General features: G+C 72.2%; 25 protein-coding genes. 11 read left to right on the top strand and 14 right to left on the bottom strand.

The features are described 5' to 3' along the window. Window positions 1-327: 327 nt before the first annotated feature. Window positions 328-1,338 (bottom strand): DUF3152 domain-containing protein, encoded by a 1,011-nt coding sequence (locus tag DZF91_RS13915; protein WP_117357890.1) that lies wholly within the window; start codon window positions 1,336-1,338, stop codon window positions 328-330. Between DZF91_RS13915 and DZF91_RS13910 the strand changes: the two genes are divergently transcribed. The 3 genes from DZF91_RS13910 to DZF91_RS13885 all read left to right on the top strand — a co-directional run bounded on the left by DZF91_RS13910 (window position 1,321) and on the right by DZF91_RS13885 (window position 5,099). Continuing rightward, window positions 1,321-1,698, top strand: coding sequence for a hypothetical protein (locus DZF91_RS13910; protein WP_147341145.1), 378 nt, complete (start codon window positions 1,321-1,323; stop codon window positions 1,696-1,698). The two genes, DZF91_RS13915 and DZF91_RS13910, sit on opposite strands and share 18 nt — an antisense overlap. 24 nt (window positions 1,699-1,722) lie before the next feature. Beyond that, window positions 1,723-2,841, top strand: coding sequence for a TIGR02452 family protein (locus DZF91_RS42660; RefSeq protein WP_328589167.1), 1,119 nt, complete (start codon window positions 1,723-1,725; stop codon window positions 2,839-2,841). A 521-nt stretch (window positions 2,842-3,362) separates the two neighbouring features. Further along, window positions 3,363-5,099: an MFS transporter gene (locus tag DZF91_RS13885; protein WP_199486622.1), complete on the top strand. Its 1,737-nt coding sequence runs from the start codon at window positions 3,363-3,365 to the stop codon at window positions 5,097-5,099. A 1,058-nt stretch (window positions 5,100-6,157) separates the two neighbouring features. Here the strand turns inward: DZF91_RS13885 and DZF91_RS13880 are convergent. The 3 genes from DZF91_RS13880 to DZF91_RS13875 all read right to left on the bottom strand — a co-directional run bounded on the left by DZF91_RS13880 (window position 6,158) and on the right by DZF91_RS13875 (window position 8,048). Continuing rightward, window positions 6,158-7,084 carry an LLM class F420-dependent oxidoreductase gene (locus DZF91_RS13880; RefSeq protein WP_117357887.1) on the bottom strand — a complete coding sequence of 309 codons (927 nt, stop codon included), beginning with the start codon at window positions 7,082-7,084 and terminating at the stop codon, window positions 6,158-6,160. Window positions 7,085-7,187: 103 nt separating this feature from the next. Next, window positions 7,188-7,430, bottom strand: coding sequence for a hypothetical protein (locus DZF91_RS39780; RefSeq protein WP_158587940.1), 243 nt, complete (start codon window positions 7,428-7,430; stop codon window positions 7,188-7,190). Window positions 7,431-7,658: 228 nt separating this feature from the next. Then, window positions 7,659-8,048, bottom strand: coding sequence for a helix-turn-helix transcriptional regulator (locus DZF91_RS13875; protein ID WP_158587939.1), 390 nt, complete (start codon window positions 8,046-8,048; stop codon window positions 7,659-7,661). Between the two features lie 198 nt (window positions 8,049-8,246). Between DZF91_RS13875 and DZF91_RS13870 the strand changes: the two genes are divergently transcribed. The 3 genes from DZF91_RS13870 to DZF91_RS13860 all read left to right on the top strand — a co-directional run bounded on the left by DZF91_RS13870 (window position 8,247) and on the right by DZF91_RS13860 (window position 12,374). Continuing rightward, a complete protein-coding gene (locus tag DZF91_RS13870; protein ID WP_117357885.1) occupies window positions 8,247-8,558 on the top strand; it encodes a hypothetical protein in 312 nt (103 codons plus the stop codon). 131 nt (window positions 8,559-8,689) lie between these two features. Beyond that, window positions 8,690-11,740: an NACHT domain-containing protein gene (locus DZF91_RS13865; RefSeq protein WP_117357884.1), complete on the top strand. Its 3,051-nt coding sequence runs from the start codon at window positions 8,690-8,692 to the stop codon at window positions 11,738-11,740. Between the two features lie 19 nt (window positions 11,741-11,759). Further along, complete coding sequence (locus DZF91_RS13860; protein ID WP_117357883.1) at window positions 11,760-12,374, top strand: DUF6461 domain-containing protein; 615 nt, start codon at window positions 11,760-11,762, stop codon at window positions 12,372-12,374. A gap of 99 nt (window positions 12,375-12,473) precedes the next feature. Here the strand turns inward: DZF91_RS13860 and DZF91_RS13855 are convergent, their stop codons facing one another. The 4 genes from DZF91_RS13855 to DZF91_RS13840 form a co-directional block, all read right to left on the bottom strand. Continuing rightward, entirely contained in the window at window positions 12,474-13,394 is a 921-nt protein-coding gene (locus DZF91_RS13855; RefSeq protein ID WP_117357882.1) for an NADP-dependent oxidoreductase, read from the bottom strand. 57 nt (window positions 13,395-13,451) lie between these two features. Next, complete coding sequence (locus DZF91_RS13850) at window positions 13,452-13,724, bottom strand: hypothetical protein (protein WP_117357881.1); 273 nt, start codon at window positions 13,722-13,724, stop codon at window positions 13,452-13,454. After that, complete coding sequence (locus DZF91_RS13845; RefSeq protein ID WP_147341144.1) at window positions 13,717-13,914, bottom strand: hypothetical protein; 198 nt, start codon at window positions 13,912-13,914, stop codon at window positions 13,717-13,719. Before DZF91_RS13845 ends, DZF91_RS13850 begins: the two co-directional genes overlap by 8 nt. Before the next feature lie 62 nt (window positions 13,915-13,976). After that, a complete protein-coding gene (locus tag DZF91_RS13840) occupies window positions 13,977-15,185 on the bottom strand; it encodes a helix-turn-helix domain-containing protein (protein WP_117357879.1) in 1,209 nt (402 codons plus the stop codon). 60 nt (window positions 15,186-15,245) lie between these two features. On the opposite strand from DZF91_RS13840, the gene DZF91_RS13835 reads away from it, so the two are divergent. From DZF91_RS13835 to DZF91_RS13825, 3 genes are read left to right on the top strand one after another with little or no spacing between them, the layout of a single operon-like run. After that, window positions 15,246-16,025, top strand: coding sequence for an alpha/beta fold hydrolase (locus tag DZF91_RS13835; protein WP_147341143.1), 780 nt, complete (start codon window positions 15,246-15,248; stop codon window positions 16,023-16,025). 47 nt (window positions 16,026-16,072) lie between these two features. After that, window positions 16,073-16,264 (top strand): helix-turn-helix transcriptional regulator, encoded by a 192-nt coding sequence (locus tag DZF91_RS13830; protein ID WP_117357877.1) that lies wholly within the window; start codon window positions 16,073-16,075, stop codon window positions 16,262-16,264. Then, a complete protein-coding gene (locus DZF91_RS13825) occupies window positions 16,254-16,661 on the top strand; it encodes a DUF2178 domain-containing protein (protein ID WP_117357876.1) in 408 nt (135 codons plus the stop codon). The genes DZF91_RS13830 and DZF91_RS13825 overlap by 11 nt, the downstream gene beginning before the upstream one ends. A 66-nt stretch (window positions 16,662-16,727) precedes the next feature. Here the strand turns inward: DZF91_RS13825 and DZF91_RS13820 are convergent, their stop codons facing one another. Beyond that, window positions 16,728-18,119, bottom strand: coding sequence for a class I SAM-dependent RNA methyltransferase (locus DZF91_RS13820; RefSeq protein ID WP_117357875.1), 1,392 nt, complete (start codon window positions 18,117-18,119; stop codon window positions 16,728-16,730). Continuing rightward, a complete protein-coding gene (locus tag DZF91_RS13815) occupies window positions 18,073-20,142 on the bottom strand; it encodes an APC family permease (protein WP_117357874.1) in 2,070 nt (689 codons plus the stop codon). The genes DZF91_RS13820 and DZF91_RS13815 overlap by 47 nt, the downstream gene beginning before the upstream one ends. Window positions 20,143-20,307: 165 nt before the next feature. On the opposite strand from DZF91_RS13815, the gene DZF91_RS13810 reads away from it, so the two are divergent. Continuing rightward, on the top strand, window positions 20,308-20,973 hold the full coding sequence (locus DZF91_RS13810) for a potassium channel family protein (protein ID WP_117357873.1): 666 nt from the start codon (window positions 20,308-20,310) through the stop codon (window positions 20,971-20,973). Beyond that, the gene (locus DZF91_RS13805) at window positions 20,973-21,632 is read left to right on the top strand and encodes a potassium channel family protein (protein ID WP_117357872.1); all 660 of its coding nucleotides are present in this window, start codon (window positions 20,973-20,975) and stop codon (window positions 21,630-21,632) included. The genes DZF91_RS13810 and DZF91_RS13805 overlap by 1 nt, the downstream gene beginning before the upstream one ends. Window positions 21,633-21,847: 215 nt before the next feature. On the opposite strand, the gene DZF91_RS13800 is transcribed toward DZF91_RS13805, so the two are convergent. From DZF91_RS13800 to DZF91_RS13785, 4 genes are all read right to left on the bottom strand, one after another. After that, the gene (locus tag DZF91_RS13800) at window positions 21,848-22,633 is read right to left on the bottom strand and encodes a DUF3159 domain-containing protein (RefSeq protein ID WP_235834268.1); all 786 of its coding nucleotides are present in this window, start codon (window positions 22,631-22,633) and stop codon (window positions 21,848-21,850) included. 1 nt (window position 22,634) lies between these two features. After that, entirely contained in the window at window positions 22,635-23,045 is a 411-nt protein-coding gene (locus DZF91_RS13795; protein ID WP_117357871.1) for an OB-fold nucleic acid binding domain-containing protein, read from the bottom strand. Window positions 23,046-23,242: 197 nt separating this feature from the next. After that, window positions 23,243-23,917 (bottom strand): response regulator, encoded by a 675-nt coding sequence (locus DZF91_RS13790; protein WP_117357870.1) that lies wholly within the window; start codon window positions 23,915-23,917, stop codon window positions 23,243-23,245. Continuing rightward, window positions 23,914-24,945 (bottom strand): sensor histidine kinase (locus tag DZF91_RS13785; RefSeq protein WP_235834267.1); only part of this gene is annotated, 1,032 nt, incomplete at its 5' end. The genes DZF91_RS13790 and DZF91_RS13785, both read right to left, overlap by 4 nt.

Here is a 24,945-nt window from a genome sequence, read left to right as displayed (position 1 = left end):
GCGGCGGACATTCGAGCTGGTCGGAGGGCTGACTCGCACACCGGGCAGGGAGCGGTCGGGCGGCTGGCCGGAGACCTGAGGCCCGGGGCGCGGGGGGGGGAGATGGCGCGCGGACCGCACAGGAGAACGCGCGGACCGCACAGGAGAACGCGCGGACCGCACAGGAGAATGCGCGGACCGCACAGGAGAACGCGCGGACCGCACAGGGAGTCGGCTGCCCAGATGGTGCAGCACTGACGCCCGGCCTGCGCGGACGGGGACGCGCGCACCGCACACGAAACGTGCGGAAGCCGGTGCGGCGGGCGGAAGGGAGACGGGCCGCGGGGGTCAGGAGGTTTCGGGGCCGGTGACGAAGTGTCCTCTGCGGTCGTAGGGCCAGGCGTTCGGGCGGCATCCGCCGAGGCCGCCGAGCTGCTGCATCATCACAGGCGCGGGCTTGTTCGCGCCGGGGCAGGACATCCGCTTGTGGTGCAGCAGGCGGCCGAGCTCGAAGTTCAGCATCTGCGCCCGGTAGGAGCCCGTCTGGCCCTGGTAGTAGGTGGTGACCTGGAGCCAGCGCCGGAGGTTCATCACGACCAGCTTGTCGGACGAGCAGTTGCCGCGGCCCGCCGTCATGATCCGGGTGGGGGCGCACAGCTTGTCGGTGGTCTCCGGGGAGGCCAGCCGGATCACGAAGTCCGCCTGCTGGCCGGTGCCGACCCGCCGGAAGCCGTACTTGCCGCCCGCCGTCCAGCCGCGCGAGTCGGTGATGATCCGGTCGACGTAGCGCGCGAACGTCGTGGTGCTCTGCCGCGTCCCGCCCTCGACCTCGACCGCATACCTGCGGACTTTGCCGTGTCCCGTGACCGGGGTCTCGCCCGCGGCTCGGGTGAACCTGCCGGTGCCGTGCTCGGGGATGACCGGCGGATGCGCGGGCGTGACGATCGGCGGATCGGGCGGGACGTCCCCCGGTCGCGCGCCCATCGACGGGACCACCTGCGGCTCCAGCTGCGGTTTGGGCGGTTTGCCGCCGGAGACCATGGTGGCGCCGACCATCGCGGTGATGCCCGTCCCCGCGATCAGCACCAGCGCACCGATGCCGAGCACGTAGGTGAACGTCCGTCCGCGGTCGGCACCGGCGAAGTCACGGTCCAAGTCGGCGGAGAGCCGCTCGTCCAGGACGGGGCTGCCGACGCGTCCGGTCGCGTCGAAGGAACCGTCGGCGGCGAACGCGCCCGATGGCGGCTCGTCCTCGAAGAAGTCACCGCCGGCATGCGCGCCGGCGGGGTGAGCCGCGGCGGTCGGATCGTCCGTCAGCGGGAGCTGCTGAGGGTCGCCGTAGTGCGGTTGCTGCGGCACCGGCGCGGGCTGGTACTGCTGCGGATGCGGCGGTTGCCCTTGCGGATGCTGCTGGGGAGGCTGCGCCTGCGGATGCTGCTGGGGAGGCTGCGCCTGCGGATGCGGCTGTTGGTGCGGAGGCTGCGACTGTGGCTGGGGCTGCCGCCGGTGCGGGTGCTGCGGTTGCTGCTGGGGCTGGTGCTGGGGCTGGTGCGGCTGTGGCTCGTCGTACCGCGGGCCATACGGCGACTGCTCGTAGGGCTGCTGGCCGTACGGGTTCTGCTGCGGGTACGGATCGCGCCGTCCCCGGCGGGGGCGAGGGGGCTCCATGACGCAGCAAGCATGCCAGAAACCCGACCGGATTCGATCCTTTTGGCCTGATCGGCGGGTCGCCGCAAGCCGATAATGGCTGGCAGGCCACCATGTTTGTCGGGAATCACCCGCCGGATGAGCAGAGAACCGAGACGGGCCCAGGCCCGCCAGACCGTGGAGATCCTGGAGAGCGGACGCTACCGAGCCCCGTCCGGCCGCACGGTGGATCTGACCGCCGCGCTGCGCGCCTCCATCGCGGGCACCGTGCTGCACCGTCCGGATGAGTTGACCGCGCTCCTGAACTCTCTGCCGCCGGTCCTGGACGACGTCGAGCGCACGCGCATCGAGGTGACGACCGAGACCACGCTCGCCGCCGCCCGGCGCCTCGCCGAAGACCGCCGTCCCGATGCGACCACGTCACCTGCCCCGGGCACATCGGCCGGCCCAGGCACATCGGCTGCCCCGGGGACGTCGGCTGCCCCGGGGACGTCGGCTGGCGCGGGCACGGGGGCTGGCGCGGGCACGGGGGCTGGTGGATGTCCGGGGGCTGGTGGACGTCCGGGGGCTGGTGGATGTCCGGGGGCTGACGACCATACGGACTCTGATGGTCGTGCGGGGATTGATACGCGGAGTCTGGAGCCGTTGGCGTTGAACTTCGCTTCGGCGAAGAATCCGGGCGGCGGGTTCCTCAACGGCGCGCACGCGCAGGAGGAGGGGCTGGCGCGCGCGTCCGGGCTGTACGCGTCACTGCGCGCGGCGCGGGAGTACTACGAGGTGCACCGCGAGCTGCGCGACCCGCTCTACACCGATCACATGATCTACTCCCCCGCCGTGCCGGTGTTCCGCACCGACTCCGGGGCGCTGCTGGACGAGCCGTACTCTGTCGCCTTCCTCACGTCGTCCGCGCCCAACCGGGGTGCGACGCACGAAGAGCACAAGCTCGCCCGGCTTCCGGACGTGCTGCGGCAGCGCGCACTGAAGGTCCTGGCCGCGGCGGCCTTCCACGGACACCGGCGGATCGTCCTCGGCGCGTGGGGATGCGGCGTGTTCCGCAACGATCCGAACGAGGTGGCCGAGGCGTTCGCCGACGCGCTCCGTCCGGACGGCGGCCCGTTCGCGCGCCACTTCGAGACGGTCGTGTTCGCCGTCTACGACACCGCCCCCGGCTCCCCGCGCCTCGCTCCCTTCAAGCGCGCCTTCCAGCAGTTCTAGCCGCTGAAAGCAGCATCCGGGCCCGCAGGCGGCTCGCGGGCCGGGATGCGGCGGCCGGTGTCACCGGGTGGGCGCCGGCTCGAAGGTCGATGCTCGTCTGGAGCGCCGCCCCGTCCAGTCGTTGCGAATGCGGCGGCAGCGTCCTGCGGTCGGTGTTCTACCTGCCTTACCTCATCCCGCCAGTGTCGGCGACCGTCGCGTTCGTGTTCGTCAACAACCCCAGCCCCGGCCCGCTCCGCCGTCGGGCCCCGGCCCGCTGCGCCGTCGGGCCCCGATCGTTGCGCTGTCACGCCCGGGCGTTCGCGCGGGGACGGCGCTCCTCGGGTTCAAGGCCTCCGCCGGACGAATCTCGCGATACATCTTGACTTCCCCGCGACGAGATATATCGTCTCCATTCGAGAGAGGTTTCCCCGCGGGCCCCTCCCTGCACGGTGCGAACATCGTACCTTTCGCGAACGGCGTTCGAACAAGAAACCCCGTTCGCGATCAGTCACACCGTTCCTCACCCTTCGGGAGCCCTGATGATCGAGACCACCGGCGAGGCGCGCTCGGCGCCCGCCGATTCCCCGGCCTTCCGCTGGCGCTGGGCCGCTCTGGCCGTGATCCTGCTCGGCGAGATCATGGACATGCTGGACTCGCTGGTCACCACGGTCGCCGCGCCCACCATCCGCGGCGACCTCGGCGGGTCCGCGGCCACCATCCAGTGGCTCGCCGCCGGCTACACCCTGGCGATGGCCGTCGGCCTGCTCACGGGCGGCAGCCTCGGCGACCTCTACGGCCGCAAGCGGATGTTCCTCATCGGCGCCGTCGGGTTCACGGCGGGGTCGCTGCTCTGCGGGACCGCCGTCTCCCCCGGCATGCTGGTCGGCGCGCGGCTGCTGCAGGGTCTCGCGGGCGCGATGATGATCCCGCAGGGCCTCGGCATGATCCGCCGGATGTTCCCGCCCGAGGAGATGACCAAGGCGTTCACCGCGTTCGGCCCGGTCATGGGGCTGTCCTCGGTCGCGGGCCCGGTGCTGGCCGGGTGGCTGATCGACGCCGACCTGTTCGGCACCGGCTGGCGGATGATCTTCCTGATCAACCTGCCGCTCGGCCTCGCCGCCGTCCTGCTCGGCTTCTTCTTCCTGCCGTCCGGACGGGACGGCCACGCCTCGCGCCTCGACCTGGTGGGCGCGATCCTCGCCGCGCTGGGCGCCGGGCTGATCGTCTACCCGCTCGTCCAGGGCCGCGAGCTGGACTGGCCCGCCTGGATGTTCGCGATGATGGCCGCGTCCGGCGTGGTGTTCACCGTGTTCGGCCGGTACGAGCTCCGGCGGCAGCGCAGGGGCTCGGACCCGCTGGTCAGGCCGTCCCTCTTCACCAAGCGAGGCTTCTCGGGCGGCCTCGTCGTCGGGCTCGTCTTCTTCGCCGGGATGATCGGGTTCTCGCTCGCCTACTCGCTCTACCTGCAGATCGGGCTCGGCTACTCGCCGTTCAAGGCGGGCATGTCGCAGATCCCGTGGTCGCTCGGGACGGTGTTCGGGTTCCCGGCCGCGATGGCGCTGCAGAAGCACGGCCGGACCGCGCTCCAGATCGGCACGCTGGTCATGGCGTCCGGCGTGGCGGGGCTGGTCCTCACCCTGCAGCTCGCGGGGACCGGCGTCAGCCCGTGGCAGCTCACCCCGGCGCTGGTGGTCACCGGCTTCGGCATGGGCCTGCTGATGGCGCCGTTCTTCGAGATCGTGCTCGCCTCGGTGGACGAGAACGAGACGGGCTCGGCGAGCGGCACCCTGTCGGCGATCCAGCAGCTCGGCGCGGCACTCGGCGCGGCCGTCCTCGGCACCGTGTTCTTCGGCCTGCTCGGCGGACACGTCGCGACGGCCGCAGACAAGGACGCGCCGGCGATGCGGGCGAGTCTCGCGTCCGTGGGGGTCGCGCCGGCCGCTCAGGACCGCATCGTCGCCGGGGTCCGCGCCTGCGGACGCGACCGCGCCACCGCGAAGGACCAGGCGAAGAACCCGGCCAGCTGCGTCCGGCTGGAGACGGACGTCCGGACGGCCGCCGCCGCGCATCCCCAGTCGGCGGGACGCGTCGTGGCGATCGTCCAGTCGTCCGCGATCCACTCGGCGAAGACCGGCTTCGGCGGGGCCATGAAGATCACGTTGTGGATCGTGGCCGGGATGCTCCTGCTGACGTTCCTGATCGCCTTCCTGCTCCCACCGCGCGCCCGACCCGCCGAGGAGACGGCACCGTCCACCCCGACCCCCGCCACCGCCTGACCAGCCACCTCCCGGCCCGTGGCCCGCGCGCCCCCCGGCGCGCGGGCCACTCACTCTTTCCACCCAGCGCAACCAACCCGAACAGCTACGGAGCTCGCGCACCTCACACGCGCAAGAACCCCTAACCACGCAGAACCCGCGGCAGGTGCGCACCCACGCCGAGTATGCGCACCCGCATGCAACCCGCCCCAACGGCTGACCGGAGTTCATGTCGCAAGGCGCCGGCGCAAGCCGCATCGTGGGTGGCGACGCTGGCGAGCGCAGTTGGTCGGCGTATGTCGCCGGTTCGGGACGACCCGCACTTGTGCCCAGGACGCCGCCCACCAGGAGGGCCAGCGCGCCGGATCGCGCTCCCGCATGAAGGGACTACTTCCGCACGCAGGATGCCAACCTGCAGAAGATGCACGCTCACGTGCAGGTGTGTCGCCCGCACGAAGAACCCACACACAGGGATGCGCATCCGCGCGGAGTATGGAGGCCGTGCGGAGGATGGGCCCCCTCGCGCAGGGCGCGCCCCTCCCGAAGAGTGCGCCCCCACACGGAGGGACCGCGTCCGCCCCGGGATGTGCACTTCGCCCGCGCCGGCCGCGCCGGACGCGCACCCGCTTGGAAGGTGCGCGCTCGCATTGAGGAGGCGCACCCGCGCTGGGGACGCGCACCGCGTGGACGATGCACCTCCGCGCGGACGGTGCACCTCCGCGTGGACGGTGCACACCCCCGCACGCAGGCAATACGCCGCACGCGCGCCCCAGAGCCGAGTGACCTGGGCGGTGCACGCCGCCCACGCAGGGATGCGTGCCCGCCTGAAACATTCACTCCCGCGCGGGGGAAGCGCGCCCACGTGGCGGGACGCATCCGTATGGAGGATCCGCGCCCGCGCGCGGAATGCACGCCCCGCGCACGCTGGACGCGCCCAGACGCGCACCCGTTGGAAGGTGCGCGCCCGCGCTGGGGACGCGCACCGCGTGGACGATGCGCGTCCGCGTGGAAGACGCACGTCTGCGGGGCGGGGGCGCATCCGCGTGGGAGAACGTGCGCCTGCGCGGATGTTGGGTTGGTTAGAGCTTGTTCAGGACTTCGAAGGCGATGAGTTCCAGGTGGTTGAGGTCGGTCAGGTCGAGGACCTGGAGGTAGACGCACTCGGCGCCGATCTCGGCGAACTTGCCGATCTTCTCGACGATCTCGGTGGGCGTGCCGCACAGGCCGTTCTCGCGGAGCTCGTCGACGTCGCGGCCGATGGCGTCGGCGCGGCGCCTGATCTCCGCCTCGTCCCGGCCGCAGCAGACGACCTGGGCCGCCGACAGGACCATCGGACGCGTCCGGTCCTGGGCCTCGACGGCGGCGCGGACCCGGCCGAACGCGGCGGCCGTGTCGCCGATCTGGGCGAACGGGACGTTGTACTCGTCGGCGTACTGGGCGGCGATGCGCGGCGTCCGCTTGGCCCCGAAGCCGCCGATGAGGATCGGCGGGCCGTCCGGGCGGGCGGGCTTGGGCAGCGCGGGCGAGTTCCGGAGGCTGTAGTGCGTGCCCTCGAAGTCGAAGGTCTCGCCCTCGGGCGTCCGCCAGAGGCCGGTGAGGATCTGGAGCTGCTCCTCCAGCCGGTCGAACCGCTCGCCGAGGCTCGGGAACGGGATGCCGTAGGCGGCGTGCTCCTCCTCGAACCAGCCGGTGCCGATGCCGAAGTCGACGCGTCCGCCGCTCATCTGGTCCACCTGCGCGACCGAGATCGCCAGCGGGCCCGGGTAGCGGAACGTCGCGGCGGTCATGAGGGTGCCGAGCCGGATGCGGCTGGTCTCCCGGGCCAGCGCGGCCAGGGTGATCCACGCGTCGGTCGGGCCCGGACGTCCCGACACGTCCCCCATCTTCAGGTAGTGGTCGGAACGGAAGAAGGCATCGAATCCGAGGTCCTCAGTGGCCTTGGCCACGGCCAGCAGTGTTTCGTAGCTCGCCCCCTGCTGGGGCTCAGTGAAGATCCGAAGACGCATACCCCCATCCTCATATGCCCTGACCTCGCGCGCACGTCCGGGGGTGACCCTGCGCGCACGGGGCGGCACCACACCCCGGGGCGGGGGCGGCCGGTGGACGGGGTCAGGTGACCGGGGAGCCGTCCCCGCCGGACGGGGTGTCGCCGTTCGGGCCGGGCGGGGCGGGGTCGGGGGCGGCGGCCAGGCGGGCGGCGGCGGCCAGCACGCGGGTCTGGAGTTCGACCTCACGGGCGATGCGGTCCTGGCCGGCGCGGACGCGGCGGGCCAGGCGGACGGCCTCCAGCGCCAGGACCAGGGCGAGAGCGCCGAGCACCCCGGCGCTGGACGCGATCGCGAGCGCGAGCATCGCTCTGACTTCTCCTCACCCGACGGGAGCGGGGGGTTCCCGGGGCGCGCCGGGTCCCGGCGTCGCCCGCCGGGCCGCGTTGACCCGGTCCGGCTCCCTTAGTGTGCCCCTCGGTCAAGGCCGCAACAACCGGTCAGTAGGAGAAATTCTCAAAAGCCGAAAGCGGTCACGAACCATGCCTTCCGACCAGGCGGTCCGTCCGCCGGGAGGGACCGGCGCGGGGGCGGGTCAGCGGCCGTCCGGCTCGTTGTAGAGGGCGCGCAGGAAGGCGAGCGCCATCCGCCGCTTGTCACCGCCGCCGGTGCGCAGGTCGGCGAAGTAGGCGTCCAGCTCGGCGAGCTCGCGGACGGCCTCCTCGCCGCGCGCCTCTCGCCGGTCGGACTCGTCGGGCTCGGCGCCGTCCCCGACCCGCGCGAGGTCGCCGGGCCGCCACAGCAGCGCCGCCTCGATCGCGCCGCGGGTGCGCGCCTGCGGCCAGCGCCCGCCGGCCTCCAGGTTGTAGACGGTCTTCACCGTCACCCCCGCGCGCTCGGCGAGCTGCTCCTGCGTGAGCCCGAGGGCTCCCCGCCGCGCCACCACGTACTTGGCGACCCGCTCCCGGTCGGGACCGTTACCCATGCCTCCCAGCATGGCGGAAACAGTAAGGAACATCCAGCAATCGAGAGCGGAAAATTTCCTACATCAAAGTTTCCGGTTATTACCAGACATACCCTTGTCACCTTGCCGGAACATTCCTATGGTGGAGACCACGGGTCCGCGGGACGGACCTCCCCCGGTCACCGGCGCGGCCCGCGTAACGACGAGAGGCTGAAGCCGTTGACCGAGGAAGGACCACTCACCGTCGAGCTCGCCCTGGCCGAACTGCGCCGCGGCACCGACGTCCGGATCGCCGGATTGGAGGGACGGATCGCCCTGCTCTACCAGCGCGACGACCTGCACGACCGCCGCACCGACGAGCTGTCCCGCCAGATCCAGGAGCTGGACGACCGGATCACCGCCGCCGAACGCGAACAGGTCACCCGCGGATCGCTCGACACCCGCTTCCGCCACACCGTCGCCCTGCTGTCCCTGATCACGGCGGCGGCGGCCGTCCTGGCCACCGTCCTCACCGCCCTGCTGTCCCGCTGACCACCGCCCTCCCGCGGCCCCCTCCGGTCGGCGCGGGTCCCCCGGGCCCCGTAGCCCGGCGCACCCCACCCCCGCGCCGACCGGAGGTTCCATCCCCGCAACGCATCGCCCCCTCCGGGCGTCTCACCGGTATGGCCCGCGGAATCAGCTACAAGGACGCCGTCAAGATCCTCGGTGGCGGCAGCCCCGTCGTGGAGGCCCTCGACCGCCTCATGGGCGGCATCCTCCTGACGGCGACGGCCGGCGGCAGCGAACTCGCCCTCAGCCTCTTCGACGCCAAGGGCGAGCTGGGCAGACTGAGCGGTGAACTGGTCTCGGGGCTCGGCGACCGGATGCGCGGGCTGTCCCGCTTCTCCCGCACCCAGCGGCTGGAGGCGGCCCGCAAGGTCCTGATGCTGACCGCGTTCTTCGACGCCCTGGCCGAAGCCGACCTGCCCGAGGACCTGCGCCGCTTCTCCCGCGCCGACCAGCTCAGCCTCGTGGGCGCGGAACCGTCCCGGCGGCTGAAGCGGGTCGTCTCGTACCTGACGCAGGACGCGTCCGCCCACCAGGACGCGTTGATCCGCTACGACGGCTCTCCCCACCGGGACGGCCGGCCCTTCTTCGAGGGCCTCGGGATGGCCGTCACCGAACTGGCCTGGGCGGAAGGGGAACTGGACCCAGATGCGCTTCGCGTCCTCACCGAGGACGTGCCCGCCGCCGCGATGGCCCGGTACGAGGAGCTGTACCTGCGGCTGGCGACGGAGTTTCCGGAACTGGCGTTCTGGACGGACCGCATGGACCACCACGCCACGCGTACGGAGCTGGCGTCCGTCCGCACGGGGCTGGAGGGGCTGCGGGACGTCCTCGAACGGCTCTCGTCCGGCACCGCCCCCGACGAGCGGCGCGCCGCGCTGGCCCGCGCCCACCGCGCGCGGCTCGACCGTCCGGTCACGCTGAGCGCCGAGACGCCCGGAGCCCTGCGGTTCCCGTCCCTCGCCGAGATCTACGTCAATCCCCGGTACCGGGTGACGCAGGCGCATCCGGCGGTGCGGCTGAACGAGGAGTCGACCTGGGAGCACGGCGGCGTCCACGACGACCTGCAGGCGTTCCTCATCGGGTACCTGACGTCGTTCGCGACCGTCAGCGAACCGCTCCTGCTGCTCGGACAACCGGGCGCGGGCAAGTCGAAGTTCACCGAGATGCTCGCGGCGTCGCTGCCGCCCGAGGACTTCATGGCGGTGCGCGTGGCACTGCGCGAGGTCCCGGCGGACGCCGACCTCCAGACCCAGATCGAGGCCGGGATCCGCTCCGCCACCGGAGAGACGCTCAGCTGGCCCGACCTCGCGCGCAGCGCCGGGGACGCCCTGCCGGTCATCCTGCTCGACGGCTTCGACGAACTCCTCCAGGCGACGGGCGTCAGCCAGTCCGACTACCTGGAGCAGGTCGTCCGGTTCCAGGAGCGCGAGGCCGCGCAGGGCCGCCCGGTCGCCGTCCTGGTCACCAGCCGGACGTCGGTCGCGGACCGGATGCGCATCCCCAACGGCGGCGTCGTGGCCGTCCGGCTGGAACCGTTCTCCGAGGAGCAGACCGCCCGCTGGCTGGACGTCTGGCACAGCACGACCGCCTCTGACCTGGCCGCGCGCGGCCTGTCGCCGCTGCCGGTCGAGACCGCGCTCCGCCACCCGGCCCTCGCCTCGCAACCGCTGCTCCTGCTGATGCTGGCGCTGTACGACTCCGACGACAACGCCCTCCAGAAGGACGACCACGCTCTTGACTCGGCCGACCTGTACGAACGGCTGCTGACCCGCTTCGCCGAACGCGAGGTGCGCAAACTCCACCCGGAGTTGGACGGCGCGTCCTTCGCCGACGCCGTCGAGGACGAGTTGCAGCGGCTCTCGATCACCGCGTTCGCGATGTTCAACCGGGGCCGTCAGTGGGTCACCGAGGACGAGCTGTCAGAGGACTTGGCCGCGCTGCTCCCCGATCCCGTGGCCCCACGCCAGGGTTCGATCCGCGCAGCGTTGACGCCGGGGCAGGTGGTCGTCGGCCGCTTCTTCTTCGTCCACCGGGCGCAGGCCGTGCAGGGCGGCGAGGTGCGCGGCACGTACGAGTTCCTGCACGCGACGTTCGGCGAGTACCTGGTGGCGAGGCTGATCGTCCGCGAACTGTCGGATCTCGTGTCCTTCGCGCGAGCCACCCGGAATCGTCACCAGCTCGTCGATGACGCCTTCCTGCACGCGCTCCTGTCATTCGCCGCGCTGACCGAACGCTCGGCCATCGTGACGTTCCTCCAGAGGCTCGTCGGGCGCTCACCGAACCGCGATGCCCTGGCCGATCTGCTGCACGGCCTCTTCCACGAAGCGTTCACCGCGCGCACGGGGCGGACGCTGAACGAGTACCAGCCCGTCCGGTGCACCGTCCCGACACGCATCGCGACGCATTCGGCCAACCTGCTCCTCCTGCTCGTCATGGCGCGGGAGGTGATCACGGGAAGCGACCTCTTCCCCGGATCGCCCGAGCCGGTCGAGGAGTGGCAGCGGTGCACCGGCCTGTGGAGCTCCCACCTGACCTCCACGAGCTGGCTCAGCCTGCCCTTCCACGTCGGCCTCGACCGCATATGGACGGACGGCCGAGTGGACATAAGTCTGCGCAACGCGCCCATGTCCATCACAGAGGAGGCGAACGCGGGCTGGCTACTGCGGAGTTCCGCACGCGCGCGGCCACTGGGAAGCGTTCCCACAATGCTCATCAGTGTTGCGCACTTCGCCTGCCAGCCGGAGACCGACATCCTCACCCACGCGCTCGGGCCCCTGCTTTGGGACTCGACGATCGGGGAGCATCTCGTCACGTCCTTCGCCGACACCCCGCGCGGTCTCGTTTCGGGAGCCAGCGCGTACCTGGGGCTCTGCCAGGAGGCCGCCTCGCCGGACAGCGATCAGGAAGAGCTGGTCCGGAGGTACGAGGAATGCCTCGCCTTCCTGAAGGGAGCCGCCCCGGAACTCTGGGCCGTGCTCATCCTCCGCCATCTGACCGTGGACGCCGAACGCCTGCCGCCCAACTGGCGGCGCTCGGTGTACGAGCGCCTGCAGGAACACTGCCCGCCCGACAGCCCGGCCCGCGACCTACTCGACCGTGCGATGGCCGCGGTTTTTTTCAAGCCACACACCGGTCGGCCATTGAGGCGCGGGGAATGTCACTGAGTGATGCGAAGCTCCGCAGATGGACGCGACCGCTGAGGACTACGCGTGGGTCAGGAACGAGACCCTCAGACTCACCGACGCCTACTGCCTGACTCTGACGAGAGGGCTGTCTCCGGACGAGGTGCTGACCCGCTGGACGGCACGGCCGCACAGCGTGCGACGCGGCTACGAGGAACTGATCGAACCGGCCTATGAAGTGGCGGGTCGAGACCTCAGTGACGTCCTGGTAGGCGTGACGCCCGTCAAGGACGGCGACGGCGGCGACTGGGCACTCGCCGTCGAGATCAACGGATACCTCGGCAGCAGCACGGCAGTCGCGCTGTCGCGGGGAACGCGCGTCGTCTCGCACTTTCGCAACGTGAACGCGGTGGGCCGGTTCCACCTGGCCGAGGACGGCGTGGAGAAGGCCGTCTTCGACCCCTTGTTTCCCGCCATGCGCTTCGGCGCCATGTCGGCCGCGGTCCGGCGCGAGATGCGCGCGGCCGGATTCGACCTCGGGAAGGGCGATGACCGGGACCTCTCAGTGACCCTCCCCGCCGCCTTCGCGCTCGCCGAACGTCTCACGGGCGTGCGCCTGACGCTCGGCCTCCTCACGAACGCCGAATACCTCTGCGGCGTGGCCCGACTCCCCTGATCCTGCGACTGCGCAGGTCGCCTGACTCGAGGCACGTCGGAGAGGACGAAGCGGCGACGGGCGCCGAGGGCGCCGCCGCCGCACGGTGTGCGTCTGGGGTCAGTCCATGACCAGGACGACCTTGCCGCGGCCGTGGCCGGATGCGACCTGCTCGTGGGCGGCGGACGCGCGGGTCCACGAGTGGACGCCCTTGAGGTTCAGCTTCAGGTGGCCCTCCTCGTAGAGGCGGGCGGCGTCGGCGACGCGCGCCATCGAGCGCTTCGCGATGCTGGTCACCCGGATGCCCAGTTCCTCGGCGCGGCCGTGTTCGACCAGCGTCAGGATGCGGTCGCGGTCCTCGACCAGTTCCAGCGAGACTTCGAGGGCGTGGCCGCCCGCGCCGTCGAGGGCCGCGTCCACGCCGTCCGGCGCGGCGGCCCGGACCCGGTCGGCCAGGCCCTCGCCGTAGGTCACCGGGATGGCTCCGAGCGAGCGCAGGTACTCGTGGTTCTCCTCGCTGGCCGTCCCGATGACGGTGGCTCCCGCGTGCACCGCCATCTGGACGGCGACCGCGCCGACACCGCCGGCCGCGGCGTGGATCAGCAGGGTGTCGCCCTTCTGCACACGCAGGTCCTCGAGCGCGATGTGCGGGGTCATGACGGCGGCGGAGAAGGCCCCGGCGACCTCCCACGGCATCCCGGCGGGCTTGCGCACGGCGTTCGCGGCGGGCACGACGACGTACTCCGCGTACGAGCCGAGGATCGAGTTGCCCATCGCCTCGTCCCCGACCGCGAAGTCCGTCACCCCGTCCCCGACCTGGTCGACCACTCCGGCCCACTCGTTGCCCGGCACGCGCGGGAACGGCGGCGGCGTGTCCATGTAGCCGGGCGTCCAGCCTTCCCGGACGGCGAGGTCGAACGGCTGCACCCCTGCCGCCCGCACCCGGACCCTGATCTCCCCGGCCCCGGCCTCCGGCGTCGGGACGTCCAGCATCCGCAGCACGTCCGGCCCACCCGGCTCACTGAAACCCGCAACCCGCATGATGATCTCCTCAGCTCTCAAGTGATCACCACGCTAGAACCTCAATCGAGCTTGAGGTCAAGCCCGCGGCACCGCCCGCCACCGGGCCGCCACCGCCTCCGCCGAGGACAGGCGTCCACGCAGCTCACCGACCGGATCGTCACCGAGCCTCCGGCCGGTCGAGTCGACATAGCCTCCGTCCCAGCGGACCGACTCGCCGACGGACGGCATCGCGGGATGGGTCACCAGGAGGGCGACCACGGTCTCGTCCGGCAGCGGCCCCGGATGCGGCTTCACGCACAGCCCGGCGGAGACGAGCCGTTCGGCGAGCTCGGCGAGCGGGTCACCCACCGCCGAACCCGAGCTCGCGCAGCCGCCGCAGGCCCTCGGGGGTGTCAGCCTCCGCCACGGACGGCCCTTCCTGGACGAGCTCCCCCGGCCCGGGGCCGCGCGTAGCCCACCAGCGGCCCGTGTCCCGCGCCTGAATGATCGTCCACTCCGGAAACTCCCGCCGCAGCGCGGCCCGGATCCCCTCGCACACGTCGCGATTCATACTGACGGACAGTAGGCGCGCGAACACAGCAGAGATTCACCTGTGTGAACTCAGTGGGGCACACCCATGCGCGACGCGAGGCCGCGCAGTTCGCGGCCTCCCGCACTGGCCGTGGTCCGCGTGAGCATCGTGGCGACGGTCTCCCGGACGGCGGAGGAATTGCGGATCTTGTGCGGAGCGATGGACTCCGCCCGCAGCAGCCATTGCTGGGCCTCGCGCATGGTCTTGCGGTCGCGGGCGAGGCCACGGCCGACGTCCGCCAGGAAGGTCGCGTGCCTGCCCGGCCGCGCGGCGATCTTCGTTTCATCGACCTTGCCGGCGAGATCGAGCAGGACGCCGCCGCTTTCGCCGCGCTCGGTGGCGAGGGCGACGCGCCAGACAGCCACGTTGGCGGCCGAGAACGCCCCCCAGTTCCTGCCCGGCTCGTCCGGCACGAGAGAGGCGAGGGCGGACGCCTCGTCGAGCCAGTGCGCGGCGAGGTCGAAGCGCTGTGCGAGCGTGGCGGACAAGGCCGCCGCGAGCGTCAGCATGCCCAGCACCTGGAGGCTGAGCGGGCCATGGGTGTGCGGCTCCAGCGTGTTCGCCGCCCGCTCGGCCACGGCCAGCCGGAACTCGCGCGAGCTGGTAGGGAGGGTGTGGACGCGCAGGGAATCAGCCTTGCCCTGGTTGACCGCGTCGCCCAGCGCTCGGGCCATCTCGGCCGCACGCAGCGCGGCGATGTGGGCGAGATCGGCGTAACCAAGGTCCTTGCTCGTGAAGGTGGCCGCCTGGAACGCGTCCACCAGTGCCGCGAGCGCCTGCCTGCGCTCGTTCTCGTCCGCCGGCGCGCAGGCGCGGACGTGCAACTCGTCGATGAGCACGGGTAGCCTGGTCGCGACCTCCGTGTGCCGGTACTCGCTGCGGTTGACGCGTCCCGTCTCGGCGGTCAGCTCCGGCAGCGGACGCGCGCGGTCGGCGACCGGGGAGGTCAGCGTGTTCGCCGTGAGGGCGAGCCGGAGCGCCGGGATCATGGCGTGCGGTCCCGCCTGCACGGGATCGGCCGTCAGGTGCGGACCGCCGACGAGCTCGGCCTCGGAGACACGAAGCGCGGCGGCGAGCGCCGCGATGTGCGAGCGTCGGTCCACCGCGCGCACGCCGCGTTCGGCCATGGACAGGAAGGACTTCGACACGTCCGCCTGGCCGGCGAGCTGGTCCAGCGTCATCCCGCGCCAGCGCCGCAACCTGCGCAGACGCGTTCCGATCGTCTCCTCTTCGTGCATGGCGCCTCCTGACGACTCACTCTCAGCGTAGGGTCGCGGCACCCAACGGAGGAGGTTGTCGTGGCATCTGTGGAAACCGCGGATGGATTCCGGCTCTGGTACGAGGTCGTCGGCGAGGACGGACCCGCGATCGTCCTGCCGACGCGTGTTCGCGGGGAGCAGGGGAAGCTGGCCGCCGCGCTGAGTTCGGGACGGCGGGTCGTGCGGTACAAGCCCCGGCAGGTGGTCGGGGTGCTGGAGCCCGAGGACGAGGCGGGCGGCGAGTTCGATCCGACGTCCTTCACCCGCTTCCCGGCCGAGACGGAAATCTCCGACCTACACGCCGTCGCGGACGCGGCGGGGATCTCGGAGTTCGTCCTCGGCGGCTACTCGGGGATGGGCGCGCTGGCCGGGTTCCTCGCGCCGCTGACCGAACGGGCCGTCGGGCTCATGGTCGGTGGGTTCCCTCTACTGTCCGGCGGTGAGTACTGGCTCGGCTATGTGGAGGGGGCGCGGGCCGGGCTTCTCACGGCGGGGATGCCGGAGAAGGCCGCCGAGCACTGGCTGGGCGTCCTGATGTACCGGGAGTGGCTCGGCCGGGACGACACGGAGGCGCTGGCGAAGAAGCCCGGTCCGAAGATCACCTGGTACGGGACGGGCGACGGCGAGCCCGGCTGCCGGATGTACGACCTGGTGGGCGGCAGCGCGATCGCCCGGCGGACCAGGGCCGACACCGCGCGGCTGGAGGAGCTCGGCTTCACGGTCCTGGCGTTCGACGGACTCGACCACATCGGCGGTCTGGCCGCGACGGACGTCGTGGGTCCGCGCCTGGACGCCGCGCTGTCCTCGGCCGGATGGTGATGTAAAGGATCCTTGACACCTCGCGATGTAAAGCGTACTTTCCACTTGTGCGTAACGACGTGCGTGAGCTGCGGACGGGCAAGGGTTTGTCGCAGGCCGAGCTCGGACGGGAGCTCGGGGTGTCGCGCCAGACGGTGAACGCGATCGAGCAGGGGCGGTACGACCCGTCCCTGCCCCTCGCGATCCGGATCGCGCGGTACTTCGGCGCGACGGTGGAGGAGGTCTTCCATGACGACTGAGAAAACGCGGCCCGCTGGAGGCGCGCAGCACTGGGGTACTCCGGCGCTCGGCGTGGTCGCCGGAGTGGTCTACTTCGCGATCTTCATCGCGTGGGGCAAGGTCGGGATGGCCCTGTTCGGGGTCGCCGTCATGTGGATCTACGCGGCGGTGCTCGTCCTCGGGTCGCGGCGCTCGGAGACCGTGGCGATGATGCGCGGCGAGGTGACGGACGAGCGGCGCACGCAGATCAGCCTGCGGGCCTCCTCGTTCGCGCTGAACGTCCTGGTCGTGGCGATGGTCGGCGGACTGCTCGTCGAGCTGGGCCGCGGCCACGACGGACGGCCGTGGACATGGCTCGCGGCCCTGTTCGCCGTCTCCTACGGCGGCGCGACCGCCTACTACGCCCACCGCGGCTGACCGTCCCCGCGTGCGCGGGGAGCTGGGCCTGGGGATGGAGTGGCGGTCGGCCGGGCGCCGGGTGGGTCAGCCTCTGATCAGGGTGGCCAGGCACTCCACATGCTGGGTCATGGGGAAGGCGTCGAAGGCTCGGAGGGACTCCAGGGTCCAGCCTCGCTCGGAGAAGTAGGCGAGGTCGCGGGCCAGGGTCGCCGGGTCGCAGGAGACGTAGGCGATCTTGCGGCCGGTGAGGGCGGCGACGCGGTCGACGACCTCGCGGCCCGCGCCCGTGCGGGGCGGGTCGAGGACGACGACGTCCGCGCCGCGCATGCGGGAGCCGCGGCGGTGGCCGGAGGCGCGCTTGTTCTGCGTCCGGCCGGTCGAGTCGTCGGAGCGGCCGAACTCCAGGTCGGCGATGACCTCCTCGACCGGGCCGCGCTCGACCGAGACCTGCGGCAGGTCGCGCAGGTTGAACTTGGCGTCCCGGACGGCCTGGCCGTCCGACTCGACGCCGACGACCAGGCCGTCGCGGCCGACCCGCTCGGCGAGGAACGCCGAGAACAGGCCGACGCCGCAGTACAGGTCGAGGGCGATCTCGCCCGGCTTGGGCTCCAGCGCGTCGATGACGGCGGCGGCGAGGGTCTGCGCCGCGCCCGGGTGGACCTGCCAGAAGCCCGAGCCGGAGACCTGGAACATCCGCCCCTGGACCTCTTCGCGGACGTACGGCGGGTTGGTGCCGGCCTCGGGCTTGCCGCGCATCAGCCGGACGGGCACGTCCAGGCGCGGGACGCGGATCTTGCGCGGGTTCGGGCCGCGGACGGCGACCAGCCGGTCGCCGGTCGCCGCGGACGTGATGCCCTCGACGCTGCCCGCGCCCTGCCAGCGCTTGGTCTCGATGCCCATGATCTCGACGCCCGGGTGGGCGATCAGGCACTCGTCGATCGGCTCGATGTCGTGCGAGCGGTGCCGGCGCAGGCCGACCGTGCCGTTGTCGACCGTGAACTGGACGCGGGTGCGCCAGCCGAGGCCGGGCGGGGGCGTCATGTCCTCGCCCGCGAACGGGTACGGCACCTCCTCGACCAGGACGGTGCGGGTGATCCCGGCGACGCGGGCGAGCTGCTCCTCGACCACGGCGGCCTTCAGCCGGCGCTGGGCGGGCAGCGACGCGTGCTGCCAGTCGCAGCCGCCGCAGCGGCCCGGACCGGCGAACGGGCACGGCGGCTCGACCCGGTCGGGGGACGCGGTGAGCACGTCCACCGCGTCCGCGCGCAGGAACCGCTTGGTGGCCTCGGTGACCCGCGCCCGGACCCGCTCGCCGGGGAGCGCGTGCCGGACGAAGACCACGCGGCCCTCGTGCCGGGCCACGCAGAAGCCGCCGTTGGCGACGTTGCCGACCTCCAGTTCGAGGAGGTCGCCTTCACGGGGTCCGAGATCAGCTGTCACGTTCCGAAACGATACCGCCACCTGCGGACGCCTCATCCCGCCGCCCGGCCCCCGCGCCCGCCCCGGCGGAGCCGGTCGGGCGGCGGTAGGCGGACCCGAACGCGGGCTCGGCGCGGCCCTTCAGCCGGTCGGAGGACTGGAGCTGCCAGGCGACGCTGGTGACCATGACGCCGGGCTGGAACAGCAGCCGCCCCTTGAGCCGCAGCGCGCTCTGGTTGTGCAGCAGGTGCTCCCACCAGTGGCCGACGACGTACTCGGGGATGAACACGGTCACCACGTCCCGCGGGGACTTGCGGCGCACGCTCTTGACGTAGTCCAGGACGGGCCGGGTGATCTCCCGGTACGGCGAGTCGAGGATCTTGAGCGGGACGGGCACGTCGAGGGCGTCCCACTCGTCCTGGAGCCGGTGCGCCTCCTCGGCGTCCACCGAGACCGTGACCGCCTCCAGCGAGGACGGACGGGTCGCCCGGGCGTACGCCAGCGCCCGCAGCGTCGGCTTGTGGATCTTGGAGACCAGCACGATCGCGTGGTTGCGGGCGGGCAGCGCCACGTCCTCGCCGGTCGGCTCCAGCTCGGCCGCGACCCGGTCGTAGTGCCGCCGGATCGCCTTCATCAGCAGGAACAGCACCGGCATCGCGATGCAGACGATGTAGGCGCCGAGCATGAACTTGGTGACCAGCACGACCACCAGGACGATCCCGGTGAGCGTCGCGCCGAACGCGTTGATCGCCCGGGACGTCTGCATCCGGCGGCGCTGCTGCCCGTCGCGCTCGGTGCGCAGCAGCCGGTTCCAGTGCCGGACCATGCCGACCTGGCTGACGGTGAACGACACGAACACGCCGACGGTGTAGAGCGGGATCAGCTTGCTCACCGACGCGTCGTAGGCGTAGATCAGCAGGCCGGCGAGGGTGGCGAGGATGATGATGCCGTTGGAGAACGCCAGCCGGTCGCCGCGGGTGTGGAACTGGCGCGGCAGGTAGCGGTTCTGCGCGAGCACCGAGCCGAGCACCGGGAAGCCGTTGAAGGCGGTGTTGGCGGCCAGGAACAGGATCAGCGCGGTCATCGTGGTGACCAGCGCGAAGCCCGGCGTGAAGTTGGAGAACACGGTGTGCGCGACCTGCGCGATCACCGGGTCGGCGTCGTGCACGGCCTTGCCGGTGGCCGGGTCGACGAGCTGGCTGCCCTGGCTGGGCTCGGCGAACTTGGCCTTGGTGTAGTAGGCGAACGCGGTGACGCCGCCGAACATCGTCATGGCGACCAGGCCGAGCATCAGCAGCGTCTTGGCGGCGTTCTCGCCCTTGGGCTTGCGGAACGCCGGGACGCCGTTGGAGATCGCCTCGACGCCGGTCAGCGCCGCACAGCCGGACGAGAAGGCCCGGAGCAGCAGGAAGACCAGCGCGGCCCCGCCGAGCCCGGCCTCCTTGCCGATGATCTTGTAGTCGGCGGTCTCCGCCTTCAGGTGGGTGCCGAGGCCGAGCCGGACCATCCCGTAGAGCAGCATCGAGATGATCGAGAACATGAACAGGTAGGTCGGGATCGCGAACGCGACGCCCGCCTCCTTCAGCCCGCGCAGGTTCGCGATCGTCACCAGGACGACGATGCCGATGGCGACCAGCACCTCGTGCGGCTGGAGGAACTTCAGCAGCGCGCCCAGGTTCTCCACGCCGGACGAGACCGACACCGCGACCGTCAGGACGTAGTCGACGAGCAGCGCGCTCGCCACCACCACGCCCCAGTTGTCGCCCAGGTTCGTGGTGGCGACCTCGAAGTCGCCGCCGCCGCTCTGGTACGCCCGGACGTTCTGGCGGTAGGACGCCACCACGGTGAGTAGAATCACCACGACGGCCGCGGCCACCCACGGTGTGTAGTGGTACATCGCCAGACCGCCGACACCCAGCGCGAGCAGGATCTCCTGCGGCGCGTAGGCCACCGACGACAGGGCGTCGCTCGCGAACACGGGCAGGGCGATACGTTTGGGGAGTAGCTGCTCGTGCTGCTGAGCGCTGCGCAGGGCGCGTCCCAGCAGCAGGCGCTTCACAAGGTCCGGAGCCTTCGACACGAGACGAGACTCTAGCCTGCCCCCTTTGTGACTTCTCAACGTCCCCGCGGCGCCGCCTCCGCAGTGTCGTGACATGGGGTTGGGTAGTAAGCGCCTGGACCGCTGTGTAGTTTTGCAGCCCGGCAAGGATCATCGGAAACCTCGGGCTCCGGAGAAGGAACGGCCGTGCATATCGTGATCATGGGCTGCGGGCGGGTCGGATCGACCCTCGCCCACATCCTTGAGGACAAAGGCCACTCGGTGGCCATCATCGACCAGAATCCCGAGGCGTTCCGGCGGCTGCGCGGCGGCTTCCGCGGGCGCCGGGTCACCGGCGTCGGCTTCGACCGGGACACCCTGACCGACGCGGGCATCGACCAGGCGTCGGCGTTCGTCGCGGTGTCCAGCGGCGACAACTCCAACATCCTGTCCGCCCGGGTGGCGCGCGAGACCTTCGGCGTGGACAACGTCGTCGCGCGGATCTACGACCCCCGCCGGGCCGAGGTCTACCAGCGGCTCGGCATCCCGACCGTCGCGACCGTCCGGTGGACCGCCGACCAGATCCTGCGCCGGCTGCTGCCGGAGGGCGCCGAGCCGCTGTGGCGCGACCCGACGGGCACGGTCGTGCTCGCCGAGCTGGAGACCGGCGCGACCTGGGTCGGTGAGAAGGTCGCCACGCTGGAGAGCGCCGCCGGGACCCGGGTGGCGTTCCTCACCCGGATGGGCGAGGCGCTGGTGCCCGAGGCCGACACCGTCATCCAGGACGGCGACATCGTGCACGCGATCGCCCGCGCCGAGGACCTGGAACGGATCAACGCCGCGGTCGCGGCGCGCAGCGAGGGGGAGCACTGATGCGGGTCGCCATCGCCGGGGCCGGCGCCGTCGGCCGGTCCATCGCGCAGGAGCTGCTGGAGAACGGCCACGAGGTCCTGCTGATCGACAAGAACCCGCGCGCGATCAAGGTCGAGACGGTGCCCCGGGCCGAGTGGCTGCTCGCCGACGCCTGCGAGATCGCCGCGCTGGACGACGCGGCCCTCGAACGCTGCCAGGTCGTGGTGGCCTCGTCCGGCGACGACAAGGTCAACCTGGTGGTGTCGCTGCTCGCCAAGACCGAGTACGGCGTGCCCCGGGTCGTCGCCCGGATCAACCATCCCAAGAACGAGTGGCTGTTCAACGAGTCGTGGGGCGTGGACGTCGCGGTGTCCACCCCGCGCCTGCTGTCGGCGCTGGTCGAGGAGGCCGTCAGCGTCGGCGACCTGGTCCGGCTGATGACGTTCCGGCAGGGCGAGGCGAACCTGGTCGAGCTGACCCTCCCCGAGGACGCGCCGCTCGGCGGCGAGCGGGTCGGGTCGGTGACCTGGCCGCGCGACACCGCGCTGGTCGCGATCCTGCGCGAGGGCCGGGTCCTCGTCCCGACCCCCGACGACACGCTGGAGCCCGGCGACGAGCTGATGTTCGTGGCGTCCCAGGACGTCGAGGACGAGCTCGCGGAGCTGCTCAGCGGGCGCTGACCGGAGCCCCACTCCCCCTGAACCACCAGAGTCCCGCCCCGCCCTCACGGCGCGGCGGGACTCTCCCGTTTCCGGGCCTTCCCGGCATGTTGGCGGTGGCAACGTCCAGGCGGTCGCGACGTCCAAGCGGTCGCAGCGTCCGGCGGTCGCGGAGGCCGGGCACTTGTGGCAGCCGGGCGGTCGCGGAAGCCGGAGCGGACGCGTGGGTCGGGCGGTCAGCTCTCGGAGGGTTCGATGGTGGCGTTCGGGGCCGCGGCCTCCTGGGGCGCGGGCTGTTGCAGCGGGGTGCTGGTGCGCATCAGCATCAGCAGCGCCAGGCCGAGCGCGGCCACGTAGGTGGGCCAGCCGAGGACGACCTTCGCCACCCCGAGCGCGACGACCTGCCCGGCGAGGTACAGCGGGATCTGGACGGCCAGCTTCAGCACCCCGGGGAGCAGCAGCAGCCACGACAGCCGCGTGCACACCCGGACCATGGCCGGGTCCTTGCGCCAGGAGAGCGGGTCGTCGGGGTTGGCCGCGCCGATCATGAAGCCGACGAACGGCCAGCGGGTGATGATCGACAGCAGCATGAGCAGGGAGACGCCGCCGCTGTAGAGCATGCCGGGCAGGAAGGCGTCCTCGGCCTTGCCCGTGCGCAGCGCGAAGAACGCCGCGATCGCGATGCCGACCAGGCTGTTCAGCACGAACTGGGGCGTGGACCGCTGGACGATCCGGGCCGCGAGCAGCAGCAGCGCCGACCCGCCGCCCACGTAGAGCGACAGCCGCAGGTCGTGGGTGAAGATCCAGCCCGCGGTGAACGCGATCGTGGGCACCGCGCCCTCGAGCACGCCGCGCCGTCCGCCGAACACCTTGGTCAGCTGGGCGCGGATGACCTCTTCGACCGTCTGGAACCCGGCCGCGCCGCCCGCGACGCCGTCCGCCGCGGCACCGGACGCGGTACCCGCCGCGCCGCCGGACGGGCCGGAGGGGCCGCCGGCCGACGCGGTCTCGCCGGCCGCCACGTCACGCGCCCCGCAGTTCGTAGCGGGGGTTGAACATCACCTTGCGGCCGTCCTGGAGGCTCACCAGGCCCTCGGCGCGCAGCCGCCGGCCGGGGTCGATGCCGGCGATCTTGCGCCGGCCCAGCCAGACCAGGTTGACAACGTCGGTGCCGTCGTAGAGCTCGGCCTCCAGGGCCGGGGCTCCGCCTCGGGGTCGCAGAGTCACGGTCCGTAGCGTACCGGCCACGCAGGCGCGCTGCCGAGCGCCGCACGCGGTGATGGGGGTCGCGCCCTCCTCACCGGTGGAGCGCTGGAGCTCCTCGGCCTCCAGCTCCTCCTTGCTCGACGCCATGCGCCGCAGGAATCGCCGCAGGCCACCGGGCCGGGCCCCGCCCCCGGCGGTGGAGGTCGTACCGGCCGCTCGCTCGTCCATGATTCGAAGCCTAAGGCATCCTGTCGGCGAAAGAACCGGTCCAGGAGCGGTGATACGGCACCGTCACCCCCATCACACCCCGGACCCGGACGAGACGCCCCGGACAGAGCCGCACGAACCCGCGCCGACCGGGCTCCGATCGGGCTTCGTGCGGTCGGGGGCGGCGGGAAAACAGGCCTCCGCGCGGGTCGGGCGGGTCACATCTCGAAGCGGTAGCCGATGCCCGGCGCGGTGATCAGGTGCCTCGGGTGGGACGGGTCGTCCTCCAGCTTGCGGCGCAGCTGGGCCATGTAGACCCGCAGGTAGTTGGTCTCCTTGACGTACGTGGGCCCCCACACCTCCTGCAGGAGCTGCTGCTGCCCGACGAGCCGGCCCGGATTGCGGACCAGCAGCTCCAGGATGTGCCATTCCGTCGGGGTGAGCCGGACGTCCCGGCCGTTCCGCTCGACCCGCTTGGCGGCCAGGTCCACGCTGAACGCCTCGGTCCGGACGACCGGGGCCTCCTCCACGGGGGCGGCGCGGCGGACGGCGGCGCGCAGCCGCGCCAGCAGCTCCGCCATCCCGAACGGCTTGGTGACGTAGTCGTCGGCCCCGGCGTCCAGGGCCTCCACCTTGTCGTCGGACTCCCGCCGGGCGGACAGCACGATGATCGGCGCGCTCAGCCAGCCGCGCAGGCCGCGGATCACCTCGGTGCCGTCCATGTCGGGCAGGCCCAGGTCGAGCAGGATCACGTCGGGGTGGCGGCGCGCGGCGAGGTCGAGCGCGGTCCGGCCGTCCGGCGCGGCGTCCACCTCGTAGCCGCGCGCCTTCAGGTTGATCCGCAGCGCCCGCACGATCTGCGGCTCGTCGTCGACGACGAGAACCCGTGTCACGTCCTGTCCTCTCCCTCGTCCCGGCCGTCCGACACGCCCAGGCCGCCCCGGCCGTCAGATCCGTCCTGGCCGTCCCGGCCGTCCTGCCCATCCTGGTCGCCGGCGGGGCGCGGTCCCTCGCGGACGCCCGGTGGGGCGGCCGGCGCGCCGACCGGGGCGGCGGGCAGGCCGAAGACCATGGTGAGCCCGCCGCCGGGGGTGTCCTCCGGGGTGAGCGTGCCGTCCATCGCGGCGACGAACCCGCGCGCCACGGCGAGCCCGAGCCCGACGCCGGTCCCCTTGGGCGCGTCGCCGAGCCGCTGGAACGGCGCGAACATCCGCTCCTTCACCGCGTCCGGGACGCCGGGCCCCCGGTCCACGACGCGCAGCTCGACCCGGCCGGGCCCGCCGCCGAAGCGCAGCTCCCCCGCCGTGAGCAGGACGGTCCCGGTGCCGTGCCGGACGGCGTTCTCGACCACGTTGGCGAGCGCCCGCTCCAGCAGGCCGGGATCGGCGGCGACCGGCGGCAGGGTCTCCGGGACGTCGAGCCGCACGCGTTCCCCGGGCACGTTCAGCAGGGCGCGCGGCAGCACCTCGTCCAGCGCGACCGGCCGGATCAGCGGGGTGACGACGCCGGTCTGGAGGCGGCTCATGTCCAGCAGGTTGGCGATCAGGCCGTCCAGCCGGTCGGCGGACTCCTCGACCGACGCCAGCAGCTCCGCCTCGTCCTCGGGGTCCCATTCGACGTCGGTGGCGCGCAGGCTGCTGACCCCGGCCTTGATCGACGCGAGCGGGGTGCGCAGGTCGTGCGAGACGGCCGCCAGCAGCGCGGTGCGGATCTCGTTGCCCTCCTCCAGCCGCCGGGCCCGGGCCGCCTCCTCGGCCAGCCGCCGCCACTCCAGGACGGCCCCGGCCTGGGACGCGAACGCCGTCAGCACCCGCCGGTCGGACGCGGGCAGCACCCGTCCGGACAGCGCCAGCACCGTCTCGGCGCCCGGCTCCCCGCCGACCTCGGCGGTCGCCTCCGCGGCGTCGGGGTCGGCGGCGGC

Source organism: Actinomadura logoneensis (assembly GCF_003428695.1).
GTDB classification, from domain to species: domain Bacteria; phylum Actinomycetota; class Actinomycetes; order Streptosporangiales; family Streptosporangiaceae; genus Spirillospora; species Spirillospora logoneensis.
The sequence above is the reverse complement of the archived record's forward strand: the minus strand, read 5'-3'. Positions and strand labels throughout refer to the sequence as shown.